At 66.8% G+C, this 22,301-nt stretch carries 18 protein-coding genes; 8 read left to right on the forward strand and 10 right to left on the reverse strand.

The window, feature by feature from the left end:
- Positions 1 to 37 precede the first annotated feature (37 nt).
- The 5 genes from BSG17_RS10080 to BSG17_RS10100 all read right to left on the reverse strand — a co-directional run bounded on the left by BSG17_RS10080 (position 38) and on the right by BSG17_RS10100 (position 6,067).
- The gene (locus tag BSG17_RS10080; protein WP_170864772.1) at positions 38 to 472 is read right to left on the reverse strand and encodes a DUF8055 family protein; all 435 of its coding nucleotides are present in this window, start codon (positions 470 to 472) and stop codon (positions 38 to 40) included.
- Between the two features lie 5 nt (positions 473 to 477).
- Entirely contained in the window at positions 478 to 2,145 is a 1,668-nt protein-coding gene (locus tag BSG17_RS10085) for an FAD-dependent monooxygenase (RefSeq protein WP_089823592.1), read from the reverse strand.
- Entirely contained in the window at positions 2,142 to 3,854 is a 1,713-nt protein-coding gene (locus BSG17_RS10090) for an electron transfer flavoprotein subunit alpha/FixB family protein (protein ID WP_089823594.1), read from the reverse strand. Before BSG17_RS10090 ends, BSG17_RS10085 begins: the two co-directional genes overlap by 4 nt.
- A gap of 2 nt (positions 3,855 to 3,856) precedes the next feature.
- Positions 3,857 to 4,777, reverse strand: a complete 921-nt coding sequence (locus BSG17_RS10095; protein ID WP_089823596.1) for an electron transfer flavoprotein subunit beta/FixA family protein — start codon at positions 4,775 to 4,777, stop codon at positions 3,857 to 3,859.
- A 111-nt stretch (positions 4,778 to 4,888) separates the two neighbouring features.
- Positions 4,889 to 6,067 carry a copper resistance D family protein gene (locus BSG17_RS10100; protein WP_089823598.1) on the reverse strand — a complete coding sequence of 393 codons (1,179 nt, stop codon included), beginning with the start codon at positions 6,065 to 6,067 and terminating at the stop codon, positions 4,889 to 4,891.
- A gap of 398 nt (positions 6,068 to 6,465) precedes the next feature.
- On the opposite strand from BSG17_RS10100, the gene BSG17_RS10105 reads away from it, so the two are divergent.
- A complete protein-coding gene (locus tag BSG17_RS10105; protein WP_170864773.1) occupies positions 6,466 to 7,248 on the forward strand; it encodes a helix-turn-helix transcriptional regulator in 783 nt (260 codons plus the stop codon).
- 172 nt (positions 7,249 to 7,420) lie between these two features.
- Here the strand turns inward: BSG17_RS10105 and BSG17_RS10110 are convergent, their stop codons facing one another.
- Positions 7,421 to 7,750 carry a 4Fe-4S dicluster domain-containing protein gene (locus BSG17_RS10110; RefSeq protein ID WP_089823602.1) on the reverse strand — a complete coding sequence of 110 codons (330 nt, stop codon included), beginning with the start codon at positions 7,748 to 7,750 and terminating at the stop codon, positions 7,421 to 7,423.
- 161 nt (positions 7,751 to 7,911) lie between these two features.
- Here BSG17_RS10110 and BSG17_RS10115 point away from each other — a divergent pair, with 161 nt between their 5' ends.
- On the forward strand, positions 7,912 to 8,391 hold the full coding sequence (locus BSG17_RS10115) for a DUF456 domain-containing protein (RefSeq protein ID WP_089823604.1): 480 nt from the start codon (positions 7,912 to 7,914) through the stop codon (positions 8,389 to 8,391).
- Positions 8,392 to 8,414: 23 nt separating this feature from the next.
- On the opposite strand, the gene BSG17_RS10120 is transcribed toward BSG17_RS10115, so the two are convergent.
- The 3 genes from BSG17_RS10120 to BSG17_RS10130 all read right to left on the reverse strand — a co-directional run bounded on the left by BSG17_RS10120 (position 8,415) and on the right by BSG17_RS10130 (position 13,410).
- Positions 8,415 to 10,130, reverse strand: a complete 1,716-nt coding sequence (locus tag BSG17_RS10120) for a glutamate--tRNA ligase (protein ID WP_089823606.1) — start codon at positions 10,128 to 10,130, stop codon at positions 8,415 to 8,417.
- A gap of 764 nt (positions 10,131 to 10,894) precedes the next feature.
- Positions 10,895 to 13,165 carry a CDC48 family AAA ATPase gene (locus tag BSG17_RS10125; RefSeq protein WP_089823608.1) on the reverse strand — a complete coding sequence of 757 codons (2,271 nt, stop codon included), beginning with the start codon at positions 13,163 to 13,165 and terminating at the stop codon, positions 10,895 to 10,897.
- Positions 13,162 to 13,410, reverse strand: coding sequence for a DUF7127 family protein (locus BSG17_RS10130; protein WP_089823609.1), 249 nt, complete (start codon positions 13,408 to 13,410; stop codon positions 13,162 to 13,164). The genes BSG17_RS10125 and BSG17_RS10130 overlap by 4 nt, the downstream gene beginning before the upstream one ends.
- A gap of 157 nt (positions 13,411 to 13,567) precedes the next feature.
- On the opposite strand from BSG17_RS10130, the gene BSG17_RS10135 reads away from it, so the two are divergent.
- A complete protein-coding gene (locus BSG17_RS10135; RefSeq protein ID WP_089823611.1) occupies positions 13,568 to 14,347 on the forward strand; it encodes an alpha/beta fold hydrolase in 780 nt (259 codons plus the stop codon).
- Between the two features lie 63 nt (positions 14,348 to 14,410).
- Here the strand turns inward: BSG17_RS10135 and panB are convergent, their stop codons facing one another.
- Positions 14,411 to 15,220: a 3-methyl-2-oxobutanoate hydroxymethyltransferase gene (gene panB / locus BSG17_RS10140; protein WP_089823613.1), complete on the reverse strand. Its 810-nt coding sequence runs from the start codon at positions 15,218 to 15,220 to the stop codon at positions 14,411 to 14,413.
- A gap of 221 nt (positions 15,221 to 15,441) precedes the next feature.
- Here panB and BSG17_RS10145 point away from each other — a divergent pair, with 221 nt between their 5' ends.
- The 5 genes from BSG17_RS10145 to BSG17_RS10165 are packed head-to-tail and all read left to right on the forward strand — an operon-like array spanning position 15,442 to position 22,286.
- The gene (locus BSG17_RS10145) at positions 15,442 to 16,800 is read left to right on the forward strand and encodes a diaminobutyrate--2-oxoglutarate transaminase (RefSeq protein WP_089823616.1); all 1,359 of its coding nucleotides are present in this window, start codon (positions 15,442 to 15,444) and stop codon (positions 16,798 to 16,800) included.
- The gene (locus tag BSG17_RS10150) at positions 16,797 to 18,335 is read left to right on the forward strand and encodes a pyridoxal phosphate-dependent decarboxylase family protein (protein WP_394327964.1); all 1,539 of its coding nucleotides are present in this window, start codon (positions 16,797 to 16,799) and stop codon (positions 18,333 to 18,335) included. The genes BSG17_RS10145 and BSG17_RS10150 overlap by 4 nt, the downstream gene beginning before the upstream one ends.
- Positions 18,332 to 20,209: an IucA/IucC family protein gene (locus BSG17_RS10155; protein WP_089823618.1), complete on the forward strand. Its 1,878-nt coding sequence runs from the start codon at positions 18,332 to 18,334 to the stop codon at positions 20,207 to 20,209. The genes BSG17_RS10150 and BSG17_RS10155 overlap by 4 nt, the downstream gene beginning before the upstream one ends.
- On the forward strand, positions 20,206 to 20,838 hold the full coding sequence (locus tag BSG17_RS10160; protein ID WP_089823620.1) for a GNAT family N-acetyltransferase: 633 nt from the start codon (positions 20,206 to 20,208) through the stop codon (positions 20,836 to 20,838). The genes BSG17_RS10155 and BSG17_RS10160 overlap by 4 nt, the downstream gene beginning before the upstream one ends.
- A complete protein-coding gene (locus tag BSG17_RS10165) occupies positions 20,835 to 22,286 on the forward strand; it encodes a lysine N(6)-hydroxylase/L-ornithine N(5)-oxygenase family protein (RefSeq protein ID WP_089823622.1) in 1,452 nt (483 codons plus the stop codon). Before BSG17_RS10160 ends, BSG17_RS10165 begins: the two co-directional genes overlap by 4 nt.
- Positions 22,287 to 22,301 lie beyond the last annotated feature (15 nt).

A 22,301-nucleotide genomic window follows, 5' to 3' on the forward strand; every position in this document is an offset into this window, starting at 1 on the left:
TTGTTCGTGATACTTAAAAGACGGAGCGTCCCGCGCGTCAGCCTCGTCGCGGCGGCACGCAGGTCAGCAGCTGCGCCGTGTCGCAGATGTCGTGCGTCTTGAGCAGTAGCTCGGCCGCCTCCCGGATCGAGAAGGCGGCGTCGAGGTCGACGCCGTAACAGCGCGCGTACAGCGACAGCCAGTCGTTCAGCGCCCGGTGGAGCAGTCTGAGCTCCTCGCCGGAGAACTCGACGTCCCACGCGGCGCTGTGGGCCTCGACGTAGAGTGCGACCACCGGACCGACACCGTCGCGTGCACACCGAAGCGCCCGCTCGTCGGCCTCGGTGGCAGCCTCTCCGTCGCCGCTCGGGTCGGTCCGCTCGGGCGGGTCGAACGTCTCGCGGGCTTCTCGGGCCTCGGCAGCGAGGTCGCGGATGCGGTCGACGTAGCCGGAGTGGCGGGGTCCGTCGCCACCGTCGGTCGTTTCGGCCACCGTCCTCACCCCTGTTTGAACTCGACGCCCTTCCCGCCGCGTGGGTGGGTCCACTCGGTGTCGGCGACGATGGCGCAGGTGCCGCACTCGACGCAGGGCTGGGTGTCGAGGCTGACGACGCGTTCCTCGCTCCCGTTGGTCCGTATCGTCTCCTCGCGGTAACAGCCGCCGCCGTAGTCCATCGCGCTCACCGGGCAGGCCGTGACGGCCGCTCCGCTGGCCTCGAAGGAGTTGTCACGCAGCGTGATGTGCGGGTTGCCGATGTCGGTGTCGTAGGTCAGGTCGCCGATGCGCTCCTCCAGACTCGGCGGTTCGACCGTGTTCTCGTCGGTCACCGGCGTACCCAGCTCTTCGGCGATGACCGTCGGGAGCGTCACGTACGGCGTTCGGGTGTCCGGCACCAGCATCGACAGCGACGAGGCGTTGTAGAGCTGTTCCAACTGCCCACCGAACGCGCGGACCCCGAGTCGACCCAGCGACGACTCCAGCACTCGGTCGGTGAGCTCCGTCACGGACTCGTGTTCGCCGACGGCGCTCACGACGTCGTAGCCGCGGGGCCGGAGTTTCTTCATCACTCCCTCGGTGCGGAGCTTCTGCGCGTAGAGTTCGCCCGCCGACTCGGGACTGTTGCGCGCCTTCGCCTCGGCGAACGCCTCGGCGGCGAGCGCACCGGCGGTGACGGCGTGGTTCATCCCCTTGATGATGGGCCCCTGTGCCTGCATCTGGCCGGCGGCGTCGCCGACGACGACGAGACGGTCCGCGTGCGGTTCGCGCAGGGCGACCTTCTTCGAGTCGGGGACGAGTTTCGCCGAGTACTCCAGTTCGGTGTACTCGTCGCCCAACCACTCCGCGAGCAGCGGATGGGTCAGCAGCGCGTCGAGCAACTCGTGCGGTTCGGCTCGCTCGGCGACGAGGCTGTCGAGGTGGAACACCGTCCCGATGGACAGCGAATCCTGATTGGTGTAGAGGAACCCACCGCCGCGGACGTCCTGGAAGAGGTCGCCCGAGAACAGGTGGGCGACGCCCTCGCCCTCGCCGACGCCGAACCGCTCGGTGATGACGTCGCCGGGCACGTCGACGACGGCTTTCACGCCCTGGAACCACTCCTCGGGTTCTTCCCAGTCCATCAGTCCGGCGTCGCGGGCGAGTTCGGAGTTGACGCCGTCGGCGGCGACGACGATATCTGCTCGTATAGGGTCGAGTTCGTCACAGGTGACGCCGACGATACGGCCGTTCTCGCGCAGGAGTCCGTCGACGTGGACGTCGGTCAGCAGGCCGCCGCCCGTCTCACGGGTCTTCTCGTGGACGCGTTCGGCCAGCCACGAGTCCATCGTCCGTCGGAGGACGGCGTCCGACCACTCCGTGTCGTCCTCGTGGAGGTCGGTCAGGTCGAACGTCTTGACGTTCTCGCCGGCGACGTTGTGGAGGTAGTACTCCGTGATGGGGCGCTCCGAGGCTTCCTCGCGGAAGTCGGGGAACAGGTCGTCGACGGTGTACGGTGCCGATTCCTCGGCGTAGATCAGCCCGCCGGAGACGTTCTTCGACCCGGCGTCGACGCCGCGTTCGAGGACGAGCGTCTCGACGCCGTAGTTCGCGAGCGTCGCCGCGGCGGCCGCACCGCCCGGCCCCGCACCGACGACGACGGCCTCGTAGTGTTCGTAGTCGTCGCTCATGCGCCACCACCTCCGTCGGTCGCGGCCGCGCCGTCGCCGGCCGGTTTCGCACCGGCCAGTTCGAGGTCGAGTTCGCCGTTCTTCAACGCCTTCGTCAGCCGGGGCAGCACCTCGAAGAGGTCGCCCTCGACGAAGTAGTCCGAGAAGTCTCTGATCCTCGCCTCGGGATCGGTGTTGACGGCGACGATGACGTCGGACTCGTCCATCCCGACCTTGTGCTGGACCGCTCCCGAGATGCCGGCCGCGACGTAGAGTTTCGGTGCGACGACCTGCCCGGTCTCGCCGATCTGTCGCTCCTCGTGGGTGTACTGCTCGACGTGGCCGTCGAACTGGTAGGAGCCGGTGACGATCCCTCTGGAGACACCGACCTCGGCGTCCTCGAAGGCGTCGGCGAGTTCGAGCGCGAGTTCCATCCCCTTCGTCGGGTCGTCGCCGATGCCGCGACCGACGGCGACGACGACGTCGTGGCCCGTCAGGTCGATCCCCTCGTCCAACCGTTCGTAGTCGGTGACCGAGATCTGGAACCAGGCGTCGGCGAGGTCGGCCTCGTGGCGGACGACCTCGCCTTCACGGTCGTAGTCGGGGGCCGGAATCTCGAAGCTCCCCGGGATGACGGAGCCACCCTGTGGGTGGAACTCCCGTCGCGGGTTGTCGAGACAGAGGATCGTCGAGTACTCGAACCCCGAGAAGTCCGGACGTTTCATGTGGAGTACGCGCTCGAACGTCTTCTTCTCGCCCGCGACGCCGGTCTTGACGGGGTTCGAGATGACCGTATCCTCGATGTAGAGCCCCGAACAGTCGCTGGCGAGCCCCGAGTCGAGTTCCGCCTGCACCTGCGCCGAGAGGTCCCGTCCGTTGTTCGTCGCCGGGAAGAGCACGTAGCGCGGCTTGTCGTAGTCGCGCCAGTCCTCGTCGCGGCCGCCGGAGATCTCACCACCCTCGTGGCTCGCCCCGGCGCGGGCCATGTCACAGAAGATCTCGCAGTACGGGGTGTGTTGGAACCGGTTCAACCGGTCGTCCTCGTGGACGACGACCACGTCCGCGCCGTAGGCGATCACGTCGTCGGTGTGCTTCGAGACGTCGTCGCCGACGAGCACCGCGACGACTCGCTCCTCGGCGTCGTAGTCGTCGTTGTACTCGTCCATCAGTTCGCGGGCCTTCCCGAGCATCTCCTTCGAGACGTCGATCAACTCGCCCGCCTGCGTCTCACAGTAGACCCACATATCGCGGTAGACGCCGTCCTGCAGCGCGCGGACGTGACGCTTGTCGGCGGTCGGATGCGAGAGGTCCGGATGCTTCTCCTCCGGCGGGAGGTCCTCCTCGAGTTCGGCCTCCTCGCTCTCCTCCTCCTCGCTGCCGGCGACGGAGTCGATACGACTCTCGATCAGTCCCTTGACGCTCCCGCGGTCCTGTCCGGTCTCCTCGCGTTCGAGCAGCGAGCGTAGTTCGTCGACGTCGTCGATGGACTGGACAGCGTTGCCGACGTCGGCGGTCGACATGTCGTCGAGGTTCAGCGCGTCGGTGTCGACGTCCTCCTCCTCTGCTTCGTACTTCTCGATGCGACTCTCGATGAGCGAGATCGCTCCCGGCCGGTTCTGTCCCTCCTTCTCCCTGTCGAGGATGGCCTTCAGCGCGACGACGTCTTCGACGTCCTTGATCGCCGGGCCGAGTTCGGCCATCTCGTAGTCGTTCGGGTCGAGGTCCGACACGGTCAGTCACCTCCCTCCGTCGCGTCGGTAGTCCCACCGTCGGTCGTCGCATCGGTGGTTCCCCCGTCGGTTGCAGCGCCGGCGGCGAGCGGTTCCATCGTCTCCAGCACCTCTGTCATTCCCTCTCTGTCGCCGGGGTCGACCATCGTCGCCTCGCGCTCGGCGGGCGCCTTCGGGATGGGGTCGACGGAGGAGACGATGGTCGGCGACCCGTCGAGTCCGATGTAGTCGGGGTCGACGTTGATGTCGGCGTGATCCCAGACCGTCAGGTGGTCCTCGAAGTTCTCGGCGCGTTCTCTCGTCTCCGCGCGGAGGTCCTTCAGCGTGAGTCGGTGACCCGCCGACCGATAGCTGGGCGCGAACTCGGGGTCGACGACGATGAACGCCGGCAGCGACGTCTCGACCGTCTCCATCTCCTCGATGTCGCCTTCGACGAGTCGTTTCGCGCGTACCGTCTCCGCCTCCTCGTCGACGTCGAGCGAGACGACGTGCGTGACGATGGGCATGTCCAGACACCAGCAGGTCTGCGGTCCGGTGTGGCCCGTCTCGCCGTCGGCCGTCTTGAACCCCGCGAACACGAGGTCCGGCATCCCCATCTTCTCGATGGCCGCGCTGAGCGTGATGGCGGTCGCCCAGGTGTCTGCGGCCGCCATCTCCCGGTCGGAGACGAGATACAGGTCGTCGGCGTACACCGACTCCATCCCCTCGCGGAGGACGTCCTTGTACCCCGGCGGCCCCATACTCGTCAGCGAGACGGTCCCTCCGTGTCGGACGCGTGTCTGGAGGGCCGCCTGAAGCGCGAATCGGTCGTTCGGGTTCATCACCGTCGGCGTCTTCCCGCGTTCGAGGTGGCCGTTCTCGTCGAACGAGACCTGTCCCTCGCGGAAGTCGGGGACGCCTTTCGTGAGGACAACTGTGTGCATTGGTATCTTCCGTCAGGTAGTACACACACGTTCGTAATAATCATCTAGTATGATTTTACGGAGACACGTCGACCGTTCCGGGAAGAACGGTAGCTGGAGACGGAGTCGCGGTCAGCGGCGGTGAGCGCCGAACTCACCGAGTTCGTAGCCCAGAGCCAGCGACCCGACGATGGCGACCGCGATCGCTCCGAGCTGGAGCATCTCGGCGAACCACGTGCTCAGCGGTTGAACCAGCGGACTGAAGAACAGGACGTTGCTCGCTGCCGACCCGGCGGCGGTGAGAAACACCTGTCTCGGGGCGATGTCGACGACCGTGTAGGACGGCTGGAAGACGGCGGTGAGCACCACCGAAGCCAACAGCGCGACCACGAGCACCGCAAGTTCGACGCGAACGGCGGTGACGAACGATCGCACCGCATCGCGGGCACGGAACCGGCGGTCGAGGACGAGCAGTCCCGGTAGCGCCTCTCGAGAGCGACGGTCGTCGGTTCCCTGGATCAGTCCGTGCAGGACGAGTCGGTTGAACCCGCCGAGGCCCGCCGCCCCGAGGACGAGACCGACCTTGGCGACGACCACGAGCCCGTACGGCGTCGTGAGGAGCGCGTCGACGCTCGGCACGTGCCAGCTGGTGATGAGGATCCCCGTGACGAACGCGATCGTCACGCCCGCGACCGCCAGCAGCGAGAACCGGCGGATGAACGCCGCGACGATCGCATCGAGGTCGGCGTCGCTCTCCTCGGGGAAGAACGACGAGAGCCTCGCCATGACGAACAGTCCGCCGACCCAGAGCGCGGCGCCAGTCATGTGGACCCACTTCACGAAGACGGCTAACTCGCGGCTCGAGACGGCCGTCGAATAGCGCGTCCAGCAGAACACCGCGAGCATGGTGAGCGACCCGGCCGTCACCGTCGCGAGCCACCGTCGCTGCGTCACCCACCTCGTGTCTCGCGCTACGGCGACCGTGAGCGCGATGAGACCGAGGCCGAGCGTCGCCTGGACGAGCCAGACTATCCCGGGCTCGGTGCCGAGAGCCGCGGAGACGAACACGCCGGTGTCGACGCCGGCGACGGACGGCTCCCACTTGAGTGCGGTCAGCGTCGTCACCGAGACGACTGCGGCGACGAGCGACGGACCGACGAACAGGAGTGCGATCCGGCGGACGGTCGTCGTCTCGACCCCCCGTCGCCGGAGTACGGGTAACACTGCCGCCAACAGGGTCGGCGGTACCCCGACGAGGATCATCAGCGCAGTCACCAAGAGCGCTCGAAACGCTGGTTCGAGCGGCGTCACAGCCCTCTCTCCGCACAGCGTCCGAGACAGCCCACGAGAGAAGAGAGCCGCGCTTCGGTGTCACCGTCCGTTCGTTGCTTCGAGAGTCGATTCGTGCCCGGTAAAGAACGAGCCATCACAGACATCGAAAGGTGCTCTCTACGCATCCCTCGTCACTTTACTCGTAAACACACTGTCCCGAGTCGAAGACTTCTCTCGCGGGGAGAAACGGCGGTAGCGACCGTGTTTTCTCTCGTCGACTCGGATCTGTTTCGTAGCCTGAACGACCGTTCGATCTGTAACACAGATTTCGTTTTTCGAGACACATACAATTGTCCCACTGTTGTTTTGTTTTTGCGGATATTAATGTAATCTAATCTGACATACTTATACGTTGAGAGGACGAACCGTCGATGAGTATGGGGAGTGGATTTGACGCAGACGCCGTCAGTGACGTGGTCTCGCAGCGAGCAGACGTGCTCGCGTGTCTCGCAGACGGCCCGAAGCACAACAGAGACCTCCAGGAGGAGCTCGGCGTCTCGCGGTCGACGGCCTACAAGGCACTCCGGGAGCTGGAAGAACACTCCCTCGTCGAGCGGACGGACGACGGGTTCGGTCTGACGCTCACCGGGCGGCTGGCGTTCGACCAGCACGCGCAGTACACCGACGCCATCGAAGTGCTCTGTGTTCCCGGGTCGCTACTGACGGTACTCCCCTCGGACGCGATCGACTCGCTCGCCGTCCTCCGAGGCGCGGACGTCGTCTTCGCCGAACGACACGCGCCGAACCTCCCTGTGAACACCATCGAAGACATCGTTCACGAGGCCACGGCCCTCCGAGGGATGTCTCCGGTCTTGCTCCCCCTCTACGTCGAACTCTTCCACGAGTGTATCGTCGACGGCGATCTCGACGCGAACCTCCTCCTCGAGACGCCCGTCGTCGAACATCTCTTCGACCAGTATCGCACCGCGGCGGTCGAGGTCGTCGAGACGGGAGACACCCATCTCTGGAACATCGACGAGACGCTCCCGTTCGGACTCGTCGTCGTCGACGAACCTGACCCGATGGTGGCCCTCATCGTCTACGACGACAGCGGCGGACTGCGTGGTGTCATCACGAACTCGACGGCGTCGGCCGTCGCGTGGGGGAGAAACGTCTGGGAACGGTATCGGTCGGACGCACGACCGATCACCCTCGAGTAGGACTCGGAGGGACTGTCGGAGCAGTCCGTAGATCTCTCCCGTAGAAATCGACGAGAGGAGTCAACCGGGGCTCGCCGTACCTCGGCTGGCGACGATACTCCCTCTCAGAGACGCGCGAGACGCCGAGAGACGAGACACCTCCTCACAGCGAACGAGGGCGACCCGCTGCGACTCAGAGACGACCCGCACGGCCCGGATCGACGTCGATTGCGTCGACCGGACAGACGTCGACACAGAGCATACAGTCGATGCACTGGTCTTCGTGTGTCGGTTCGGCCTTGATCTCGCTTTCGGGGTGGCCGGGCGTGTCGACCCAGGTGAACACGTCGACAGGGCAGTCTTCGAGACACGCGCCGTCGGCGAGACAGATGTCGAAGTCGACGGCGACGTGCGTGCCGTGAATGCCCAACTGCTCCGGCGGGTCGACCGGTCCCCAGACGGCGACGCCGTTCTCCTCGCCGACTTTCTCGCGGTTCTGCTCGAAGTTCGGGTCGATTGCCATGACTGTGTATAACACAGACGACGCACTTAACCCTTGCAGCTATCTCACCGACGTTTCGGCCGTCGTCGCCGAGAGAGCCTCGACTAGTCGACAGCCGTCGTCCGTCGTCGACGGCGAGACGAACGTCGCCTACTTGTTCACCGAGGGCGTCCCCCCACACGATGGAACTACTTGCGCTGGTCGCACTGGCGCTTCTCGTCGTCGGCGTCGTCGGAAGCGTCGTCCCACTCCTCCCGGGCGCGCTCTGCTCGCTCGTCGGCGTCTACCTCTACTGGTGGGTGAGTGGCTACACGGCCCCCGGTCCGTTCGTCCTCGTCGGGCTGACGCTGGTCGGCCTCGTCGCGCTCGTCGTCGACTACTTCTCCGGCCCCATCGCTGCCCGCGCGGGCGGCGCGTCGCTGACGACGACGGCCGTCGCCGCCGTCGTCGGCTTCGCCCTGTTCTTCGTCGCCGGCCCGTTCGGCATCCTCCTCGGAATCGCGGGGACGGTGTTCGCCGTCGAGTTCGTCCGCAACGACGACGTCGACGCCAGCCTCCGAACCGCCGCGTACGCGACGGTTGGTGTGCTCGCCTCGTCGGCGGTCCAGGTAGTGCTCACGGCGGCGATGCTCGCAGTGATGCTCGTGGTGGCGTTCCTGTAATCTCGAGGGAGAGCCAAACGACGCTACTTGTGTGTCCAGTAGACGACCGCTTCGTCGCCACTCTGCTCGTCGACGCGGGCGAAGCCGACGCGCTCGAACTGGACGACCTCGTCGACGTCGGCGTCGGCGAAGTCGGGTTCGGCCTCGCCCGTGACGTCGCCCTCGGCGGTGCGCATCGTCACCGAGACAGTGTCGTCGGCCGGGACCCAGTGAACGACGTCGACGCCCTCCTCGCGGACGGCGCTGATGTCGTCACCGGTGTACTCGAACGCGTCGCGGGTGTGGCGGACACAGCCGTAGCCTTTGAGCCAGACGCGCTCGCCGTTGGCGGGGACGTCGTCGGGTTCGACGCGGACCGCGCCGGGGACGGGGATGTGGCGACGGCCGCGCTCCTCGTGGTCGGGGTGCAGCGGCGGTTCACCGGCCTCCGGCCCGCCGACGACGGCCATCTCGACGCCGTCGCGGACGAGGAAGTAGCGGTCGGCCGCGTCGTCGACGATGTCGCGGTTGTTGGCGTAGATAGTCGACATCGCGAGGTCGACGCCGCTCGTGGACATACCGAGGCCGACCATCGCGTCGACGATGGCCTCGCCGTGGATGCCGCGGCGGCGGAGGCTCTGGATGGTCGGGGCGCGCGGGTCGTCCCAGCCGTCGAGTTCGCCGTCTTCGATGAGCTGTTTGATCGTCGACGTCGACATCTTGACCCCGTACTCGTCGACCTGCACGTGCCCCCAGTGCAGCACTTCGGGGTACTCCCAGTCGAAGTAGTCGTAGACGAACTGCTGGCGCTTCGCAGAGTCCTGCAGGTCGATGCCGCGGATGATGTGCGTGACGCCCGTCAGATGGTCGTCGACGCCGGACTGGAAGTCGAGCATCGGCCACGCACGGTAGTCTTCGGCCTCCTCGCGCGGGTGGGGCGTGTCGACCATCCGGAAGGCGACCCAGTCGCGCAGCGCGGGGTTCTTGTGCTCGATGTCTGTCTTGACCCGGAGCACCATCTCGCCGGAGGCGTAGTCGCCGTCGACCATCGACGCGAACTCCGCGAGCACGGTCTCGACGTCCTTGTCGCGGTGCGGGCAGGGCTCGGCGCTGTTCTTCAGGTCCGAGAACGTCTCGCCCTCACAGGAACAGGTGTACGCGCCGCCCATCTCGATGAGGTCGCGGGCGTGGTCGTAGTAGGTCTCGACGCGGTCGGAGGCCTTCATCACCTCGTCCGGTTCGAACCCGAGGTACTCGATGTCCTCGAGGATGGCGTCGTACGCCGAGAGGTCCGGGCGTTTCGTCTCGGGGTCGGTGTCGTCGAACCGGACGATGAACGAGCCGTCGTACATCTCCTCGTACGTCCCGATGACCGCGGGCATACGAGCGTGGCCGATATGCCACGGGCCGTTCGGATTCGGCGCGACGCGCATCCGCACCTCGTCGTACTCCTCGGCGTTCGGTAGGTCGGGGAGCAGCTGGTCGTCCTCGTCGTCCTCGGCGTCGAGCTCCTCCAGCTGCTCGGGGGCGAGTTCGCCCAGTCGCTCGCGCTTCTCCTCGGTGGACATCCCGTTGACGTCGCCGACGACGCCGCCGACGATGCCGGGGATCTCGTCGCCGTGGGGACGGAAGTCGGGGTTCTCGCCCATCAACGGTCCCATGATGGCACCGACGTCGGCGTCGCTGTCGTGTTTGAGTGCGTTGAACAGGGCGTGTTTCTCCGCCTCTGCGCGCACCTTTGCTCGTAAGTCGTCGTCCATTACGGGGGTATTCCGCCTGCCGTGTAAAAACGAGTGGGGATTGGCGGTCGCTCTCGACGTCGGTTATGAGTGAATCGAAGTAGTTGGTCGGTGAGCGATGCGGTCTTCGGGTGGTTGGTGTGTTCGAATCGTTGCGTGTGCTCCGTTCAGGTCGGTTCGTCGGTCGCCGCGCGATGCAGATTCGTAGTGATTCTGTTCAGCGGGCGGTCGTCCAGCGATGCGGTCTTCGGGTGGTTGGCGTGTTCGAATCGTTGTGTGTGCTCCGTTCAGGTCGGTTCGTCGGTCGTCGTGCGATGCAGTTTCGTAGTGGTTCCGGTCAGCGGGCGGTCGTCTAGCGATACGGCCGTCGTCCGAGTGATGTCTTACCGTGATACACGATAACACCCGACACAAAATAAACCTTTTGGGCAGTTGTTGATTTTCTGAATAGAACGAGTGTCGGCGACGGAAGGCGCTGACTCAGTCGACTGTCTTTTGTCACACCCGACTCAGGACCGAGTAGGGACACCCGCAGAATCGAGACCCTCCTCGTCCTCCAGACGATGCTTATCGCGGCCGGTGTGCTCACGTATTCGTTGGACGCCGAAGTTGTCGGCATCGGAGTCCTCCTCGGTGTCGGATTTCCGGTTGTCGTCCTTCTCGGTGGCGTCGTCTACGCCATCGGAACGGAGACAGACACAACGGTCGACTCACAAAAGCAAAACTGACTGCATCGTACCGCGAGCGAGGGCTGAAAGCCCGAGTCTCGCGGCCTTTTTAGCTCGTTACTGGAACGTCCGGCCGTATTCGCCGTCGCCCTTCTCGACCTCGCTCTTCCTGAACCGCTCTTCGATCTCCTCGTAGCGCTGGCGGGTGTCGTCGGTGACGCTCGGTTGGACCTGGTCGAGCGCCTCCTCGAAGTGGTCCATCGTCACGCGGACGTTGCCGATGGAGTCGACGACCTCCTCGCGGTCGACGCTGCGGATGAAATCCCGGGAGGCGACCATCGCGGCCTCACGGGCGAGCGCCTCGAGGTCAGCGCCGACGTAGCCCTCAGTCCGACGTGCCAGTCGGTCGAGGTCGACGGAGTCGGCCAGCGGCTTGTGCTGGGTGTGGACCTCCAGGATCTTCCGGCGAGCCTCCTCGTCCGGCACGGGAACGTGAACGTGGCGGTCGAGTCGACCGGGACGCAGGAGCGCCGAGTCGATGAGGTCCGGCCGGTTCGTCGTCGCGATGACGACGACGTCCTCCAGCGATTCGAGCCCGTCGAGTTCCGTCAGCAGTTGGGAGACGACGCGCTCGCTGACGCCGGAGTCGCCGGTGTTGCGGCCGCGTTCGGTCGCGATGGAGTCGATCTCGTCGAAGAACACCACCGTCGGGGCGTTCTCACGAGCCTTCTTGAACACTTCGCGGACGCCCTTCTCGGACTCGCCGACGAACTTGTTCAGCAGTTCGGGCCCCTTGATGGAGATGAAGTTCGATTCCGCCTGGTTGGCGACGGCCTTCGCCAGCAGGGTCTTCCCCGTCCCCGGCGGCCCGTAGAGGAGCACGCCCTTCGCAGCCTCCATATCCATCTGCTGGAACACCTCGGGGTACTCCAGCGGCCACTGGATAGTCTCACGGAGGCGCTCCTTGGTGTCTTCGAGGCCGCCGACGTCCTCCCAGGTGACGTCCGGCACCTCGACGAACACCTCGCGGAGCGCCGAAGGTTCGATCCCCTTCAGCGCCTCCTTGAAGTCTTCCTCGGTGACCTGCAGGTTCTCGAGCACCTCGGCGTCGATCTCGTCGGCCTCGAGGTCGAGTTGCGGGCGGATGCGCCGGAGCGCGGTCATCGCGCTCTCCTTGGCGAGCGACTCGAGGTCGGCACCGACGAACCCGTGGGTGTTGTCGGCGTACACGTCGAGGTCGATCTCCTCGACGAGCGGCATGTTCCGCGTGTGGACCTGCAGGATCTCCTTGCGGCCGTCGCGGTCCGGGACGCCGATCTCGATCTCGCGGTCGAAACGACCGCCGCGGCGGAGCGCGGGGTCGATGGCGTCGATGCGGTTGGTCGCGCCGATGACGACGACCTGTCCGCGTTCCTCGAGTCCGTCCATCAGGCTCAGCAGCTGGGCCACGACGCGGCGCTCGACGTCGCCGCCGGCCTCCTCGCGCTTGGCGGCGATAGAGTCGAGCTCGTCCATGAAGACGATCGCCGGCGAGTTCTCGGTCGCCTCCTCGAACACCTCTCGGAGCTGTTCTTCGGACTCACCGTAGTACTTCGACATGATCTCCGGCCCCGAGATGGTGTGGAACGAGGCGTCGATCTCGTTGGCGACGGCCTTCGCGATGAGCGTCTTCCCCGTCCCCGGCGGGCCGTGCAGCAGCACGCCCTTCGGCGGTTCGATGCCGAGTCGCTTGAACAGCTCCGGATGCCGCATCGGCAGCTCGATCATCTCGCGGACCTGTTCTAACTCGCGGTCGAGGCCACCGATGTCCTCGTAGGCGACGTCGGGACCCTCACCGCCGCCACCGGCGGCGCCGCTGCCCGTCTCGCGGATCTGTTCTGCGGGCTTCTCGCTGATAGTGATCTCCGTGGAGTCGTTGATGACGACCGTCCCGCCGGGCGAGGTCTTGGCGATCTTCAGCGGGACCGACTGGCCCTGACTGGCGATGAATCCGAACCCGAACGGGATCTGGACCGACTGGCCCTTCGTGACGGGCTGTCCCGAGAGTTTGTCACGGATGTGCGGGCCGATGTTGCCGCTGATGCGGAGGTTCTGTGGGAGCGCGATGGTAACCTCGTCGGCGGGCTCGACGTCCGCCTTCTCGACGTCGACTTTGTCGTCGATGCCGACGTTCGCCTGCTGGCGGAGTCGGCCGTCGATGCGGATGACGCCCGTCCCGTCGTCCTCCGGGTAGCCCGGCCAGACGCGGGCGATGGCAGTGCCTTCCTTCCCGTCGATACGGATGAAGTCGCCGCCCGAGAGATCCATCTCCTTGGCGGCGAGACGGTCGATGGCGGCGAGTCCGCGACCTGCGTCCTTCTGTTTGAGCGGTTTGACAGTGAGCTTCATTTTGCACCAGTGATAGTGACGACGCCGTTTTTCATAAACACTTCCGCGTCGGAAGTAGGCAGTTCGAACTCAGTCTCGAACAGCTGGTCGCCCGTGTCGACGACGATGATCGCCGTCTGTCCGACGACGTCGACGTCGACGCTTTCGTCGGGCACGCGGAGGTCGGCCGCGACGACCCAGCGGTCGTCGTAGTCGTACCGGCGGAGGAAGCGGTCGTCACGACCTTCGAATAGTTGTTGACTCATGTGGAATCCTAACCACAAGTTAGCTTTCCAAGTATTTAAATCTTTCTCCGGCGAATCGACAGACAGCGGAGGGTTAGTTGAGAGCGACTCGAATTGCGGTTCCGCACCGTTCGTCGACCCCTGCGACTTTAAGCGCTGGCACGCGAACACACGACTCATGGAGACAGTCACACATCACGGGCGGACAATCGCCTACCGGCGGTGGTTCCGCGGCGACGCGGACGACGCGGGGCCGACGGTCCTCCTCGTCCACGGCAGTGGTGGCTCACGCGGCGTCTGGAAGGCACAGTCGCGGCTCGGCAGCGAGCGCCCCGTAGTCGCCCTCGATCTGAGCGGTCACGGCGAGAGCGACGACATCGACGCCGACCCCGGCGGAGAGACGCTCGCGGCGTACGTCGACGACGTCGTCGCCGTCGCCCGGGAGACCGACGCCCGCGTCCTCGTCGGCAACTCCCTCGGCGGCGCGGTCGCCATGACGCTCGCGCTCGAACGCGACCTCCCGCTGGACGGCCTCGTGCTCACAGGGACGGGGGCGAAACTCAGCGTCCTCGAGGATCTGCTCGTCTGGCTCGAGGAGGATTTCGAGCGCGCCGTCGAGTTCCTCCACGAACCCGATCACCTGTTCCACGACGCCGACGAGCGCCACGTCGAACTCTCGAAGAAGGCGATGCACGAGGCGGGGCAGGCGGTGACGAGCCGCGACTTCCGGACCAGCCACCAGTTCGACGTGCGGGACGACCTCGGAGCGATCGACGTCCCCACCTTGGCCGTCGTCGGCGAACACGACCGACTGACGCCGCGACGCTACCACGACTATCTCGCCGACCACATCCCCGACTGCGACGTCGCCGTCGTCGACGACGCCGCCCACCTGGCGATGCTCGAACGGCCCGCGGCGTTCAACGACGCCGTCGACGAGTTCCTCGCGTCGCTCTGAGCGCGAGAGACGGCCGGCAGAACAGCGATCCGTCGTCGACGTGCGGTCAGCGCCGACGAGTAGTCAGTACAGTTCGTCGAGGTCGGGTTCGACGTGACTGTGTTCTTCCGCCGGGAACGTGCCGGACTCGACGGCCTCGACGTAGCTCCCGATAGCCTCCATCATCGCCGACTGGACGTCGCCGAACTGTTTCGCGAAGGGAGGGACGCTGTCGCCGAGTCCGACGACGTCGTTGACGACGAGCACCTGCCCGTCGCAGTCCGGACCGGCCCCGATTCCGACGGTCGGGATCGCCAACTCCTCGGTCACCTGCGCGGCGAGGTTGGCGGGGACGTGTTCAAGGACGACCGAGAACGCACCGGCCTCCTCGTGTGCGCGTGCGAGATCCAGAATCTCCTGTGCTTCGGCCTTCGAGGTCCCCTGTCGGAGGTAGCCGGTCTGTTTGACCTGCTGGGGCGTCAGTCCGAGATGCGCCATGACGGGAACACCGAGTTCGACGAGTCGCTTCGTCAGTTCGACCGTGTGGGGACCACACTCCAGTTTCACCGCGTCGGCGTCAGCCTCCTTGAGCATCCGCCCGCAGTGGTCGATGCTCTGGGCCTCGTCGACCCCGACCGAGAGAAACGGCATGTCGGCGACGACGACGGCGTCGCTGGTCGCGCGGGCGACGGCCGCCGTCCGACTGCGGACCTCCTCGACGGTGACCGGGAGCGTCGAGTCGTACCCCAGCGCCGCGTTCCCCATACTGTCGCCGACGAGGATCAGGTCGACGCCCGCCGCGTCGACGAGCGCCGCGGTCGGCGCGTCGTAGGCGGTCAGCATCGTGATGGGGTCGTCGCCAGCCATCGTCTCGATCGCCCGTACTGTCGTCATAACCGCCCCTTGGCAGGGGTTCCGGTTAAAGTCGTTCGGTTGCCACGCCGCGGGCCACCCTCCCAAGATCTATCCGACGTTTCGGTTCGTTAATATTTAGGTTAGCCTAAACCGAACTACTTTTCAATCGTTAGGCGAGCCTAAACCATGCATGAGTTTAGGTATCCCTAAAGCGAGAGGCGGCGCACGACACGGAGCGGCGGTCGTCCGGGAGGTGGCCCGTGTCGCGTGAGGACCGCTCGAACGCGGCGTTGCTCGCCCAGCAGGCAGACCGGGAGTCGAACGCGCGAACCTACCCCCGGCATCTCCCGCTGGCGATCGAACGTGCGCGGGGCGTCGAGGTCGAAGACGTCGACGGCGACGTCTACTACGACTGTCTGGCCGGAGCGGGGACGCTCGCACTCGGGCACAACCATCCCGCGGTCACCGCCGAGATAGAGCGGTTGCTCGCGGAGGACCGTCCCGTCCACACGCTCGACATCACGACGCCGGAGAAGGAGGCGTTCGTCGACGCGCTGTTCGAGGCGCTCCCCGACGAGTTCGCGGACGACGCGAAGGTACAGTTCTGTAGCCCCGCCGGGACGGACGCCGTCGAGGCCGCGCTGAAACTCGTCAAAACGGCGACCGGCAACCGGAGCGTCCTCGGCTTTCAGGGCGGCTACCACGGGATGACCAACGGCGCACTCAGCCTGATGGGCGACACGGCCGCCAAGGAGCCCATTCCGGGACTGATGGCCGACGTTCACCACCTCCCCTACCCCTACGAGTTCCGCCCGCCGTTCGGTCTCGACGGCGACGAGGGCCACCGGGCGGTCAGTCGGTATATCGAACAGCTGCTCGACGACCCCGAGAGCGGCGTCGTCGACCCCGCTGGGATGATTCTCGAACTCGTCCAGGGCGAGGGCGGGGCGGTCCCGGCCCCCGACGAGTGGACCCGCGAGATACGGCGCATCACCCGCGAGCGCGACGTCCCGCTGATCGTCGACGAGATCCAGACCGGGCTCGGACGGACGGGCGAGCTGTTCGCCTTCGAACACGCCGACGTCGTCCCCGACGTCGTCACGCTCTCGAAGGCCGTCGGCGGTGGTCTCCCCCTCTCGGTCGTCGTCTACCGCGACGAGCTCGACGTGTGGGAGCCGGGCGCACACGCCGGCACGTTCCGGGGCAACCAACTGGCGATGGCGGCCGGTCGCGCCACCATCGAACACGTCCTCGAGAACGACCTCCACGAACACGCTGCCGAGATGGGTCGGCGACTCCGCTCGCGATTCGCAGAGACCGCCGCGCAGTTCGACGCCGTCGGCGACGTCCGCGGGCGTGGACTGATGCTCGGCGTCGAGTTCGTCGACCCCGACGGCGACCGCGAGGCGACCGGTGCGCTGCCGGCCGACGGCGACCGGGCCGCGGCGGTCCAGTCGGCCTGCTTCGACCGCGGGCTGATCGTCGAGACGGGCGGCCGCCACGGCGCGACCGTGCGGTTCCTCCCGCCGCTGGTCGTCACGCCCGACCAGGTCGACGACGTCGCCGCCATCTTCCACGAGGCCGTCACGGCGACGGCAGCGCGGGAGGTGGTGGCGTGAACGACCACCGACGGCGACTGCGCGGAGACGACGCCGCGGAGACGCCGCCCGGCGTCGGCACGTTCCTCGGGACGGGAGCGGGGTCCGCCGCCTACCGACGGGCGATGGACGCCGCCGTCGACGCCGTCCTCGACGTCACCGCGGACGGTCCGTACTCGGGAGCCACGTACGACGAGCTCGCCGACGAACTCGCCGTCGACCCGCTGCCGGAGACGGGCGAGGGGCTCGACGAGACGCTCGCGTGGGTCCGCGAGCACGTCCTCGCCAACTCGGTCGTCACCTCGCATCCGACCTGCGTCGCCCACCTCCAGTGTCCGACCGCGATCCCGGCGCTCGCGGCCGAGACGATGCTGAGCGCGGTCAACCAGTCGATGGACTCGTGGGATCAGAGTCCGGCCGCGACGGTCGTCGAGGAGACGATGGTCGAGGAGCTCTGTTCGCTGTTCGGCTACGACACGGACGCTGCCGACGGCGTGTTCACGAGCGGCGGGACGGCTTCGAACCTGCTCGGACTCCTGCTCGCACGCGACCGCTACGTCGCCGAGACGTTCGACCGACGCGTACAGGACGAGGGGCTCCCGGCCGAAGCGTCCGACCTGCGCATCCTCTGTTCGGACACCGGCCACTTCACCGCCGAGCAGTCGGCCGCCGTGCTCGGACTGGGCGAGGAGGCCGTCGTCTCCGTCCTCACCGACGACGACTACCGGATGGACCCCGAGGCCCTCGACGCCGAACTCGAACGACTGGACGAAGACGGAAAGAGACCGTTCGCGCTCGTCGCCACCGCGGGGACGACCGACTTCGGCAGCGTCGACCCTCTGCCCGCGCTGGCCGACCGGGCGGCCGACCACGACCTCTGGTTCCACGTCGACGCCGCCTACGGCGGGGCGCTCGCCGTCTCCGACACCCACCGAGAGAAACTCGCGGGCGTCGACCGTGCGGACTCCGTCGCCGTCGACTTCCACAAGCTACTCTACCAGCCCATCAGCTGCGGTGCGTTCCTCGTCCGCGACGGTCGGCACTACGACCTGATAGACCGGAACGCGTCGTATCTCAACCCCGAAACCGACGAGGCGGCGGGCGTCCCGAACCTGGTCGGCAAGTCGCTGGCGACGACCCGCCGGTTCGACGCGCTCAAACCGTTCGTGACGTTCCGGACGCTGGGACGGGAGGGCGTCGCCGAACTCGTCGACTACACGCTGGCGCTCGCCGACGACGTCGCCGAGTTGGTCGAGCGCGATCCGGCGCTGGAACTGGCCGCCGACCCGACGCTGAACGCCGTCGTCTTCCGGTATCGGCCGCTCCGGTCCCACCCCGACCGGGAGACCGGCGACTGGGTCGACGCGGTCAACCGTCGGATCCGCGACCACCTGCTGGAGCGCGGGCTGGGCGTCGTCGCCCGCACCGAGGTCGACGGCGACGCCTACCTGAAGCTCACGCTGTTGAACCCGCAGACGACTGTCGACGACGTCGCAGACCTGCTGGTGAGCGTGAAACAGTACGGGGCCGCCGTCGAGTCGGAGGTGGTCGAATGACGACCGTCGGGGCGGACTGCGAGACGCCCGCCGAGCACGCCGAGTCCGCGACGATTCACGGTCTCCTGAACTGCTACCTCCGCGAGACGCAGGCGTACGCCGTCCGGGCCGCGGAGCGGACACCAGTTCGGAGGGCGAACGACGGCGACGACACCGACGCCGACGTCGCCGTCGTCCCGCTCCCGGAGTCGGAGCTGACTCTCTACGCACCGTTGCGGTACGAGTCGCCGACGGGGCGGCATCTGTTCGAGTTGCCGGTGGCCTACACGACCGGAGTCGTCGGCGCGGGCGAGGGAACCGGCAGCGAGCACGACCCGATCGAACTCGACGCGTCGACGCTCGCGGCGCTGCTCTGTCGGGAACTGGCGCTCGCCGCCGAGGGGCCCACGGCGACGGACGACGTGCTCTCGCGTGTGCTCTCCAGCAAGGCGAACATCGAACGGTTCGTCGCCGCGAGAGAGGGAGATTCGGACCGCCTCTACGGCTTCGACACCACCTTTCGCGACGCCGAGCAGTCGCTCGTCTACGGCCACCTCATGCATCCGACGCCCAAGAGTCGCGAGGGGATCGCCGAGCGCGACGCGCCCAGCTACGCCCCCGAACTCCGCGGGTCCTTCCCGCTTCACTACGTCCGGGCGGACCCGTCCATCGTCGCCAGCGACTCGGCGCTCGACACCGCTGCCGCCGAGTGGGTGAAAGCCGAGCTGCGAGCGGACGACGCGGTGTCGCCTGAGTTCGTCGCTGAACACGTCGACAGCGACGACGTGCTTCTTCCCCTGCATCCGTGGCAAGCCGACTACCTCCTCGACCAGTCGCACGTCCGCGAGGCCGTCGACGAGGGGCTGCTCACCGACCTCGGCCCCGTCGGCCGCGAGTACTACCCAACCACGTCGGTGCGGACGGTCTACCACCCCGAGTCGTCGTTCATGCACAAGGGGTCGCTGAAGGTCGCCATCACGAACTCCGAGCGAACGAACAAGCGGCCCGAACTGGAGCGCGGCGTCGCCATCTCGGAGCTGCTGGCGACGGACATCGGCGACGCGCTGCGCGAGCGGTTCCCCCGGTTCGACGTGATTCAGGACCCGGCCTACCTGACGCTCGACGTCGGCGACGAGTCCGAGTCCGGCTTCGAGGTCGTCCTCCGCGAGAACCCCTTCGAGGGCGAGACGGCGACGAACGCGACGCCCGTCGTCGGCCTCTGTCAGGACGGCGTCGACGGCCCGTCACGACTCGCGCGCATCGTCGAGACGCTGGCCGAACGCGAGAGTCGGTCGACCGAGGCCGTCGCCCGCGACTGGTTCACACGGTACCTCGCTATCTCGGTCCGACCGATCCTGTGGCTCTACCTGCGCCACGGCGTCGGCGTCGAGGCCCACCAGCAGAACAGCGTCGTCGTCCTCGACGACGGCTACCCCGACGAGTTCCGCTACCGTGACAACCAGGGCTACTACTTCCGCGAGTCGGTGTACGACGACGTCGACGCGCACCTCCCGGGCGTCGGCGAGCGGGCGGACACGATCTGTCCCGACGCCGTCGCCGACGAGCGCATCCGCTACTACGTCGTGCTCAACAACGTCTTCGGCGTCGTCAACGCGCTGGGCGTCGCCGGACTCGTCGACGAGCGCGACCTGCTCGAGATTCTCCGCGAGGAGTTGGCGACGCTCCAGCGGTTCGAGCGCGGCGACACGTCGCTCGTCTCGACGCTGCTCTCGGCCCGCGAGATCCGTTGTAAGGCGAACTTCCGGACGCGCGTCGAGGGGCTCGACGAACTGGAGGGGTCCCTGGAGAACCAGTCGGTGTATACGGAGATTCCGAACCCGTTGGTCACCGAACTCGACCGAGCGAGAGGGGAGACACAGGAGGTCACACGATGACCGATTCGATCGCACTCACGACGAACGACTACGACTACGAACGCTACGACCGGAGTATCGACCGCCACGTCGGCTTCCGCCCCGTCGACCGACAACGGGACCTCGGCCGTCTCCACGCGTGGCTGAACAGCGAGCACGTCCTGCCGTACTGGCAGTTGAACGACCCACTGCCGGAGTTCCGAACGGAGCTGGACGCGAAGCTCGCGGACGACCATCTGACCCCATATGTTGGCACCCTCGACCACGTGCCGATGAGCTACTGGGAGCGCTACTGGGCCGCGGACGACGTGATCGCCGACTACTACGACGCCGACCCGGCCGACCAGGGGATCCACCTGTTGTTCGGGCCGCCGGAGTATCTCGGACAGGGCTACGCCGAGCCGCTGCTCCGGGCGATGACGGCGTTCCAGTTCCGCCACCCCGAGACCCAGCGCGTCGTGACGGAACCGGACGTCCGAAACGACGTGGTCGTCCACGTCTTCGAGCAGTGCGGCTTCGAACCCGTCCGCGAGATCGAACTGGACGAGAAGGACGCGCTGCTCATGACGTGCGAACGCGAGCGGTTCGAACGCGAGGTGCTCGCGCCGGAGCGGCCGGTCGACGCCGAGAGACGGGAGGGAGAGGCATGACGAGCGACTCGTCTTCGAGGTCATCCGACGACGCCGACCTCACTACCCACGACCGCGTCTACGACCTGCTCGGCGTCGGCCTCGGCCCGTTCAACCTCGGCCTCGCAGCGCTCGCAGACGACGAGGACGCCGACCTCGACGCCGTCTTCCTCGAACAGAAACCCGAGTTCGCGTGGCACGAGGGGATGCTCGTCGAGGGGGCGACGCTCGAAGTACCGTTCCTCGCGGACCTCGTCACACTCGCGGACCCGACGAGCGAGCACAGCTACCTCAACTACGCCCGCGAGACCGACCGCATCTACCAGTCGTACTTCTACGAGCGGTTCCAGATCCCGCGACGGGAGTACGACGACTACTGCAAGTGGGTCGCCGAGCGCGTGCCGGCCTGCCGGTTCGGCCGTCGCGTCGAGCGGGTCGTCCCCGCGTCAGAAGAGACTGAAGCGGCCTTCGTCGTCACCGCGTGCGACCCGGAGACGGGCGAGACGCACCGCTATCTGACCCGCCATCTCGTCGTCGGCGTCGGCAGTCGCCCGTTCGTCCCCGAACCGTTCGACGACCTGCCCGACGCGGACGTGTTCCACACGGCGGGCTACCTGCCCAACCGCGAACAGGCGCTCGACGCCGACGGCATCACCGTCGTCGGCTCCGGGCAGAGCGCCGCCGAGGTGTTCCAGGACCTGCTCGAACGGCAACCGGACCACGACTACCGCCTCGATTGGCTGACGCGCTCGGAGGGGTTCTTCCCGATGGAGTACTCGAAACTCGGCCTCCAGCACTTCACGCCGGAGTACACGCAGTACTTCTACGACCTCCCGCAGGCCGTCTCCGACGAGGTGCTTCCCGAGCAGGATCTACTCTACAAGGGGATCGACCCGGACACGAGCGACGAGATCTACGAGACGCTCTACGAGCACTCCATCGGCGACGCCGACCCGGACGTCGGGCTCCTGGCGATGACCGAGGTCGAAGACATCGACCCGGCGGACGAGCGATACCGACTGCGCTGTCGACAGTGGCAGGAGGGGACGTCGTTCACCCACGAGAGCGACGTCGTCGTCCTCGGCACCGGCTACCACCGACCGACGCCCGACTTCCTCGACGAACTAGAACCGCACATCCGCCGCGACGACCGGGGACGGTTCCGCGTCGAAGAGACGTACGGACTGGAGACGACCGGCCTCGACGGTCGGCTGTTCGTCCAGAACGCCGAGATGCACACCCACGGCGTCGGCGCGCCGGATCTCGGTCTCGGCACCTACCGCAACGCCGTCATCCTCGACCAGTTGCTCGACGACTCGCCGTACCCCGTCGACGAGGACACCGTCTATCAGGACTTCGGCGCCGAGGCGTTCGCGTCGGGGTCGCCGGTGACCGAACTCGTCGACGCCGACCCCGCCGACCGCCGAGGAGAGAGCGACCGACCGACGCCGCCGAACCCCGACGACTGAGACCGCACAGCGATC

Origin of the sequence: Halogranum amylolyticum (assembly GCF_900110465.1) — an archaeon.
Taxonomy (GTDB): domain Archaea; phylum Halobacteriota; class Halobacteria; order Halobacteriales; family Haloferacaceae; genus Halogranum; species Halogranum amylolyticum.

Excerpts from the sequence above, each read along its gene's own strand:
- BSG17_RS10085 (WP_089823592.1), bottom strand. The coding sequence starts at position 2,145 with ATGAGCGACGACTACGAACACTACGAGGCCGTCGTCGTCGGTGCGGGG.
- BSG17_RS10095 (WP_089823596.1), bottom strand. The coding sequence starts at position 4,777 with ATGCACACAGTTGTCCTCACGAAAGGCGTCCCCGACTTCCGCGAGGGA.
- BSG17_RS10105 (WP_170864773.1), top strand. The coding sequence starts at position 6,466 with ATGGGGAGTGGATTTGACGCAGACGCCGTCAGTGACGTGGTCTCGCAG.
- BSG17_RS10110 (WP_089823602.1), bottom strand. The coding sequence starts at position 7,750 with ATGGCAATCGACCCGAACTTCGAGCAGAACCGCGAGAAAGTCGGCGAG.
- BSG17_RS10115 (WP_089823604.1), top strand. The coding sequence starts at position 7,912 with ATGGAACTACTTGCGCTGGTCGCACTGGCGCTTCTCGTCGTCGGCGTC.
- BSG17_RS10120 (WP_089823606.1), bottom strand. The coding sequence starts at position 10,130 with ATGGACGACGACTTACGAGCAAAGGTGCGCGCAGAGGCGGAGAAACAC.
- BSG17_RS10125 (WP_089823608.1), bottom strand. The coding sequence starts at position 13,165 with ATGAAGCTCACTGTCAAACCGCTCAAACAGAAGGACGCAGGTCGCGGA.
- BSG17_RS10130 (WP_089823609.1), bottom strand. The coding sequence starts at position 13,410 with ATGAGTCAACAACTATTCGAAGGTCGTGACGACCGCTTCCTCCGCCGG.
- BSG17_RS10135 (WP_089823611.1), top strand. The coding sequence starts at position 13,568 with ATGGAGACAGTCACACATCACGGGCGGACAATCGCCTACCGGCGGTGG.
- panB (WP_089823613.1), bottom strand. The coding sequence starts at position 15,220 with ATGACGACAGTACGGGCGATCGAGACGATGGCTGGCGACGACCCCATC.
- BSG17_RS10155 (WP_089823618.1), top strand. The coding sequence starts at position 18,332 with ATGACGACCGTCGGGGCGGACTGCGAGACGCCCGCCGAGCACGCCGAG.
- BSG17_RS10160 (WP_089823620.1), top strand. The coding sequence starts at position 20,206 with ATGACCGATTCGATCGCACTCACGACGAACGACTACGACTACGAACGC.
- BSG17_RS10165 (WP_089823622.1), top strand. The coding sequence starts at position 20,835 with ATGACGAGCGACTCGTCTTCGAGGTCATCCGACGACGCCGACCTCACT.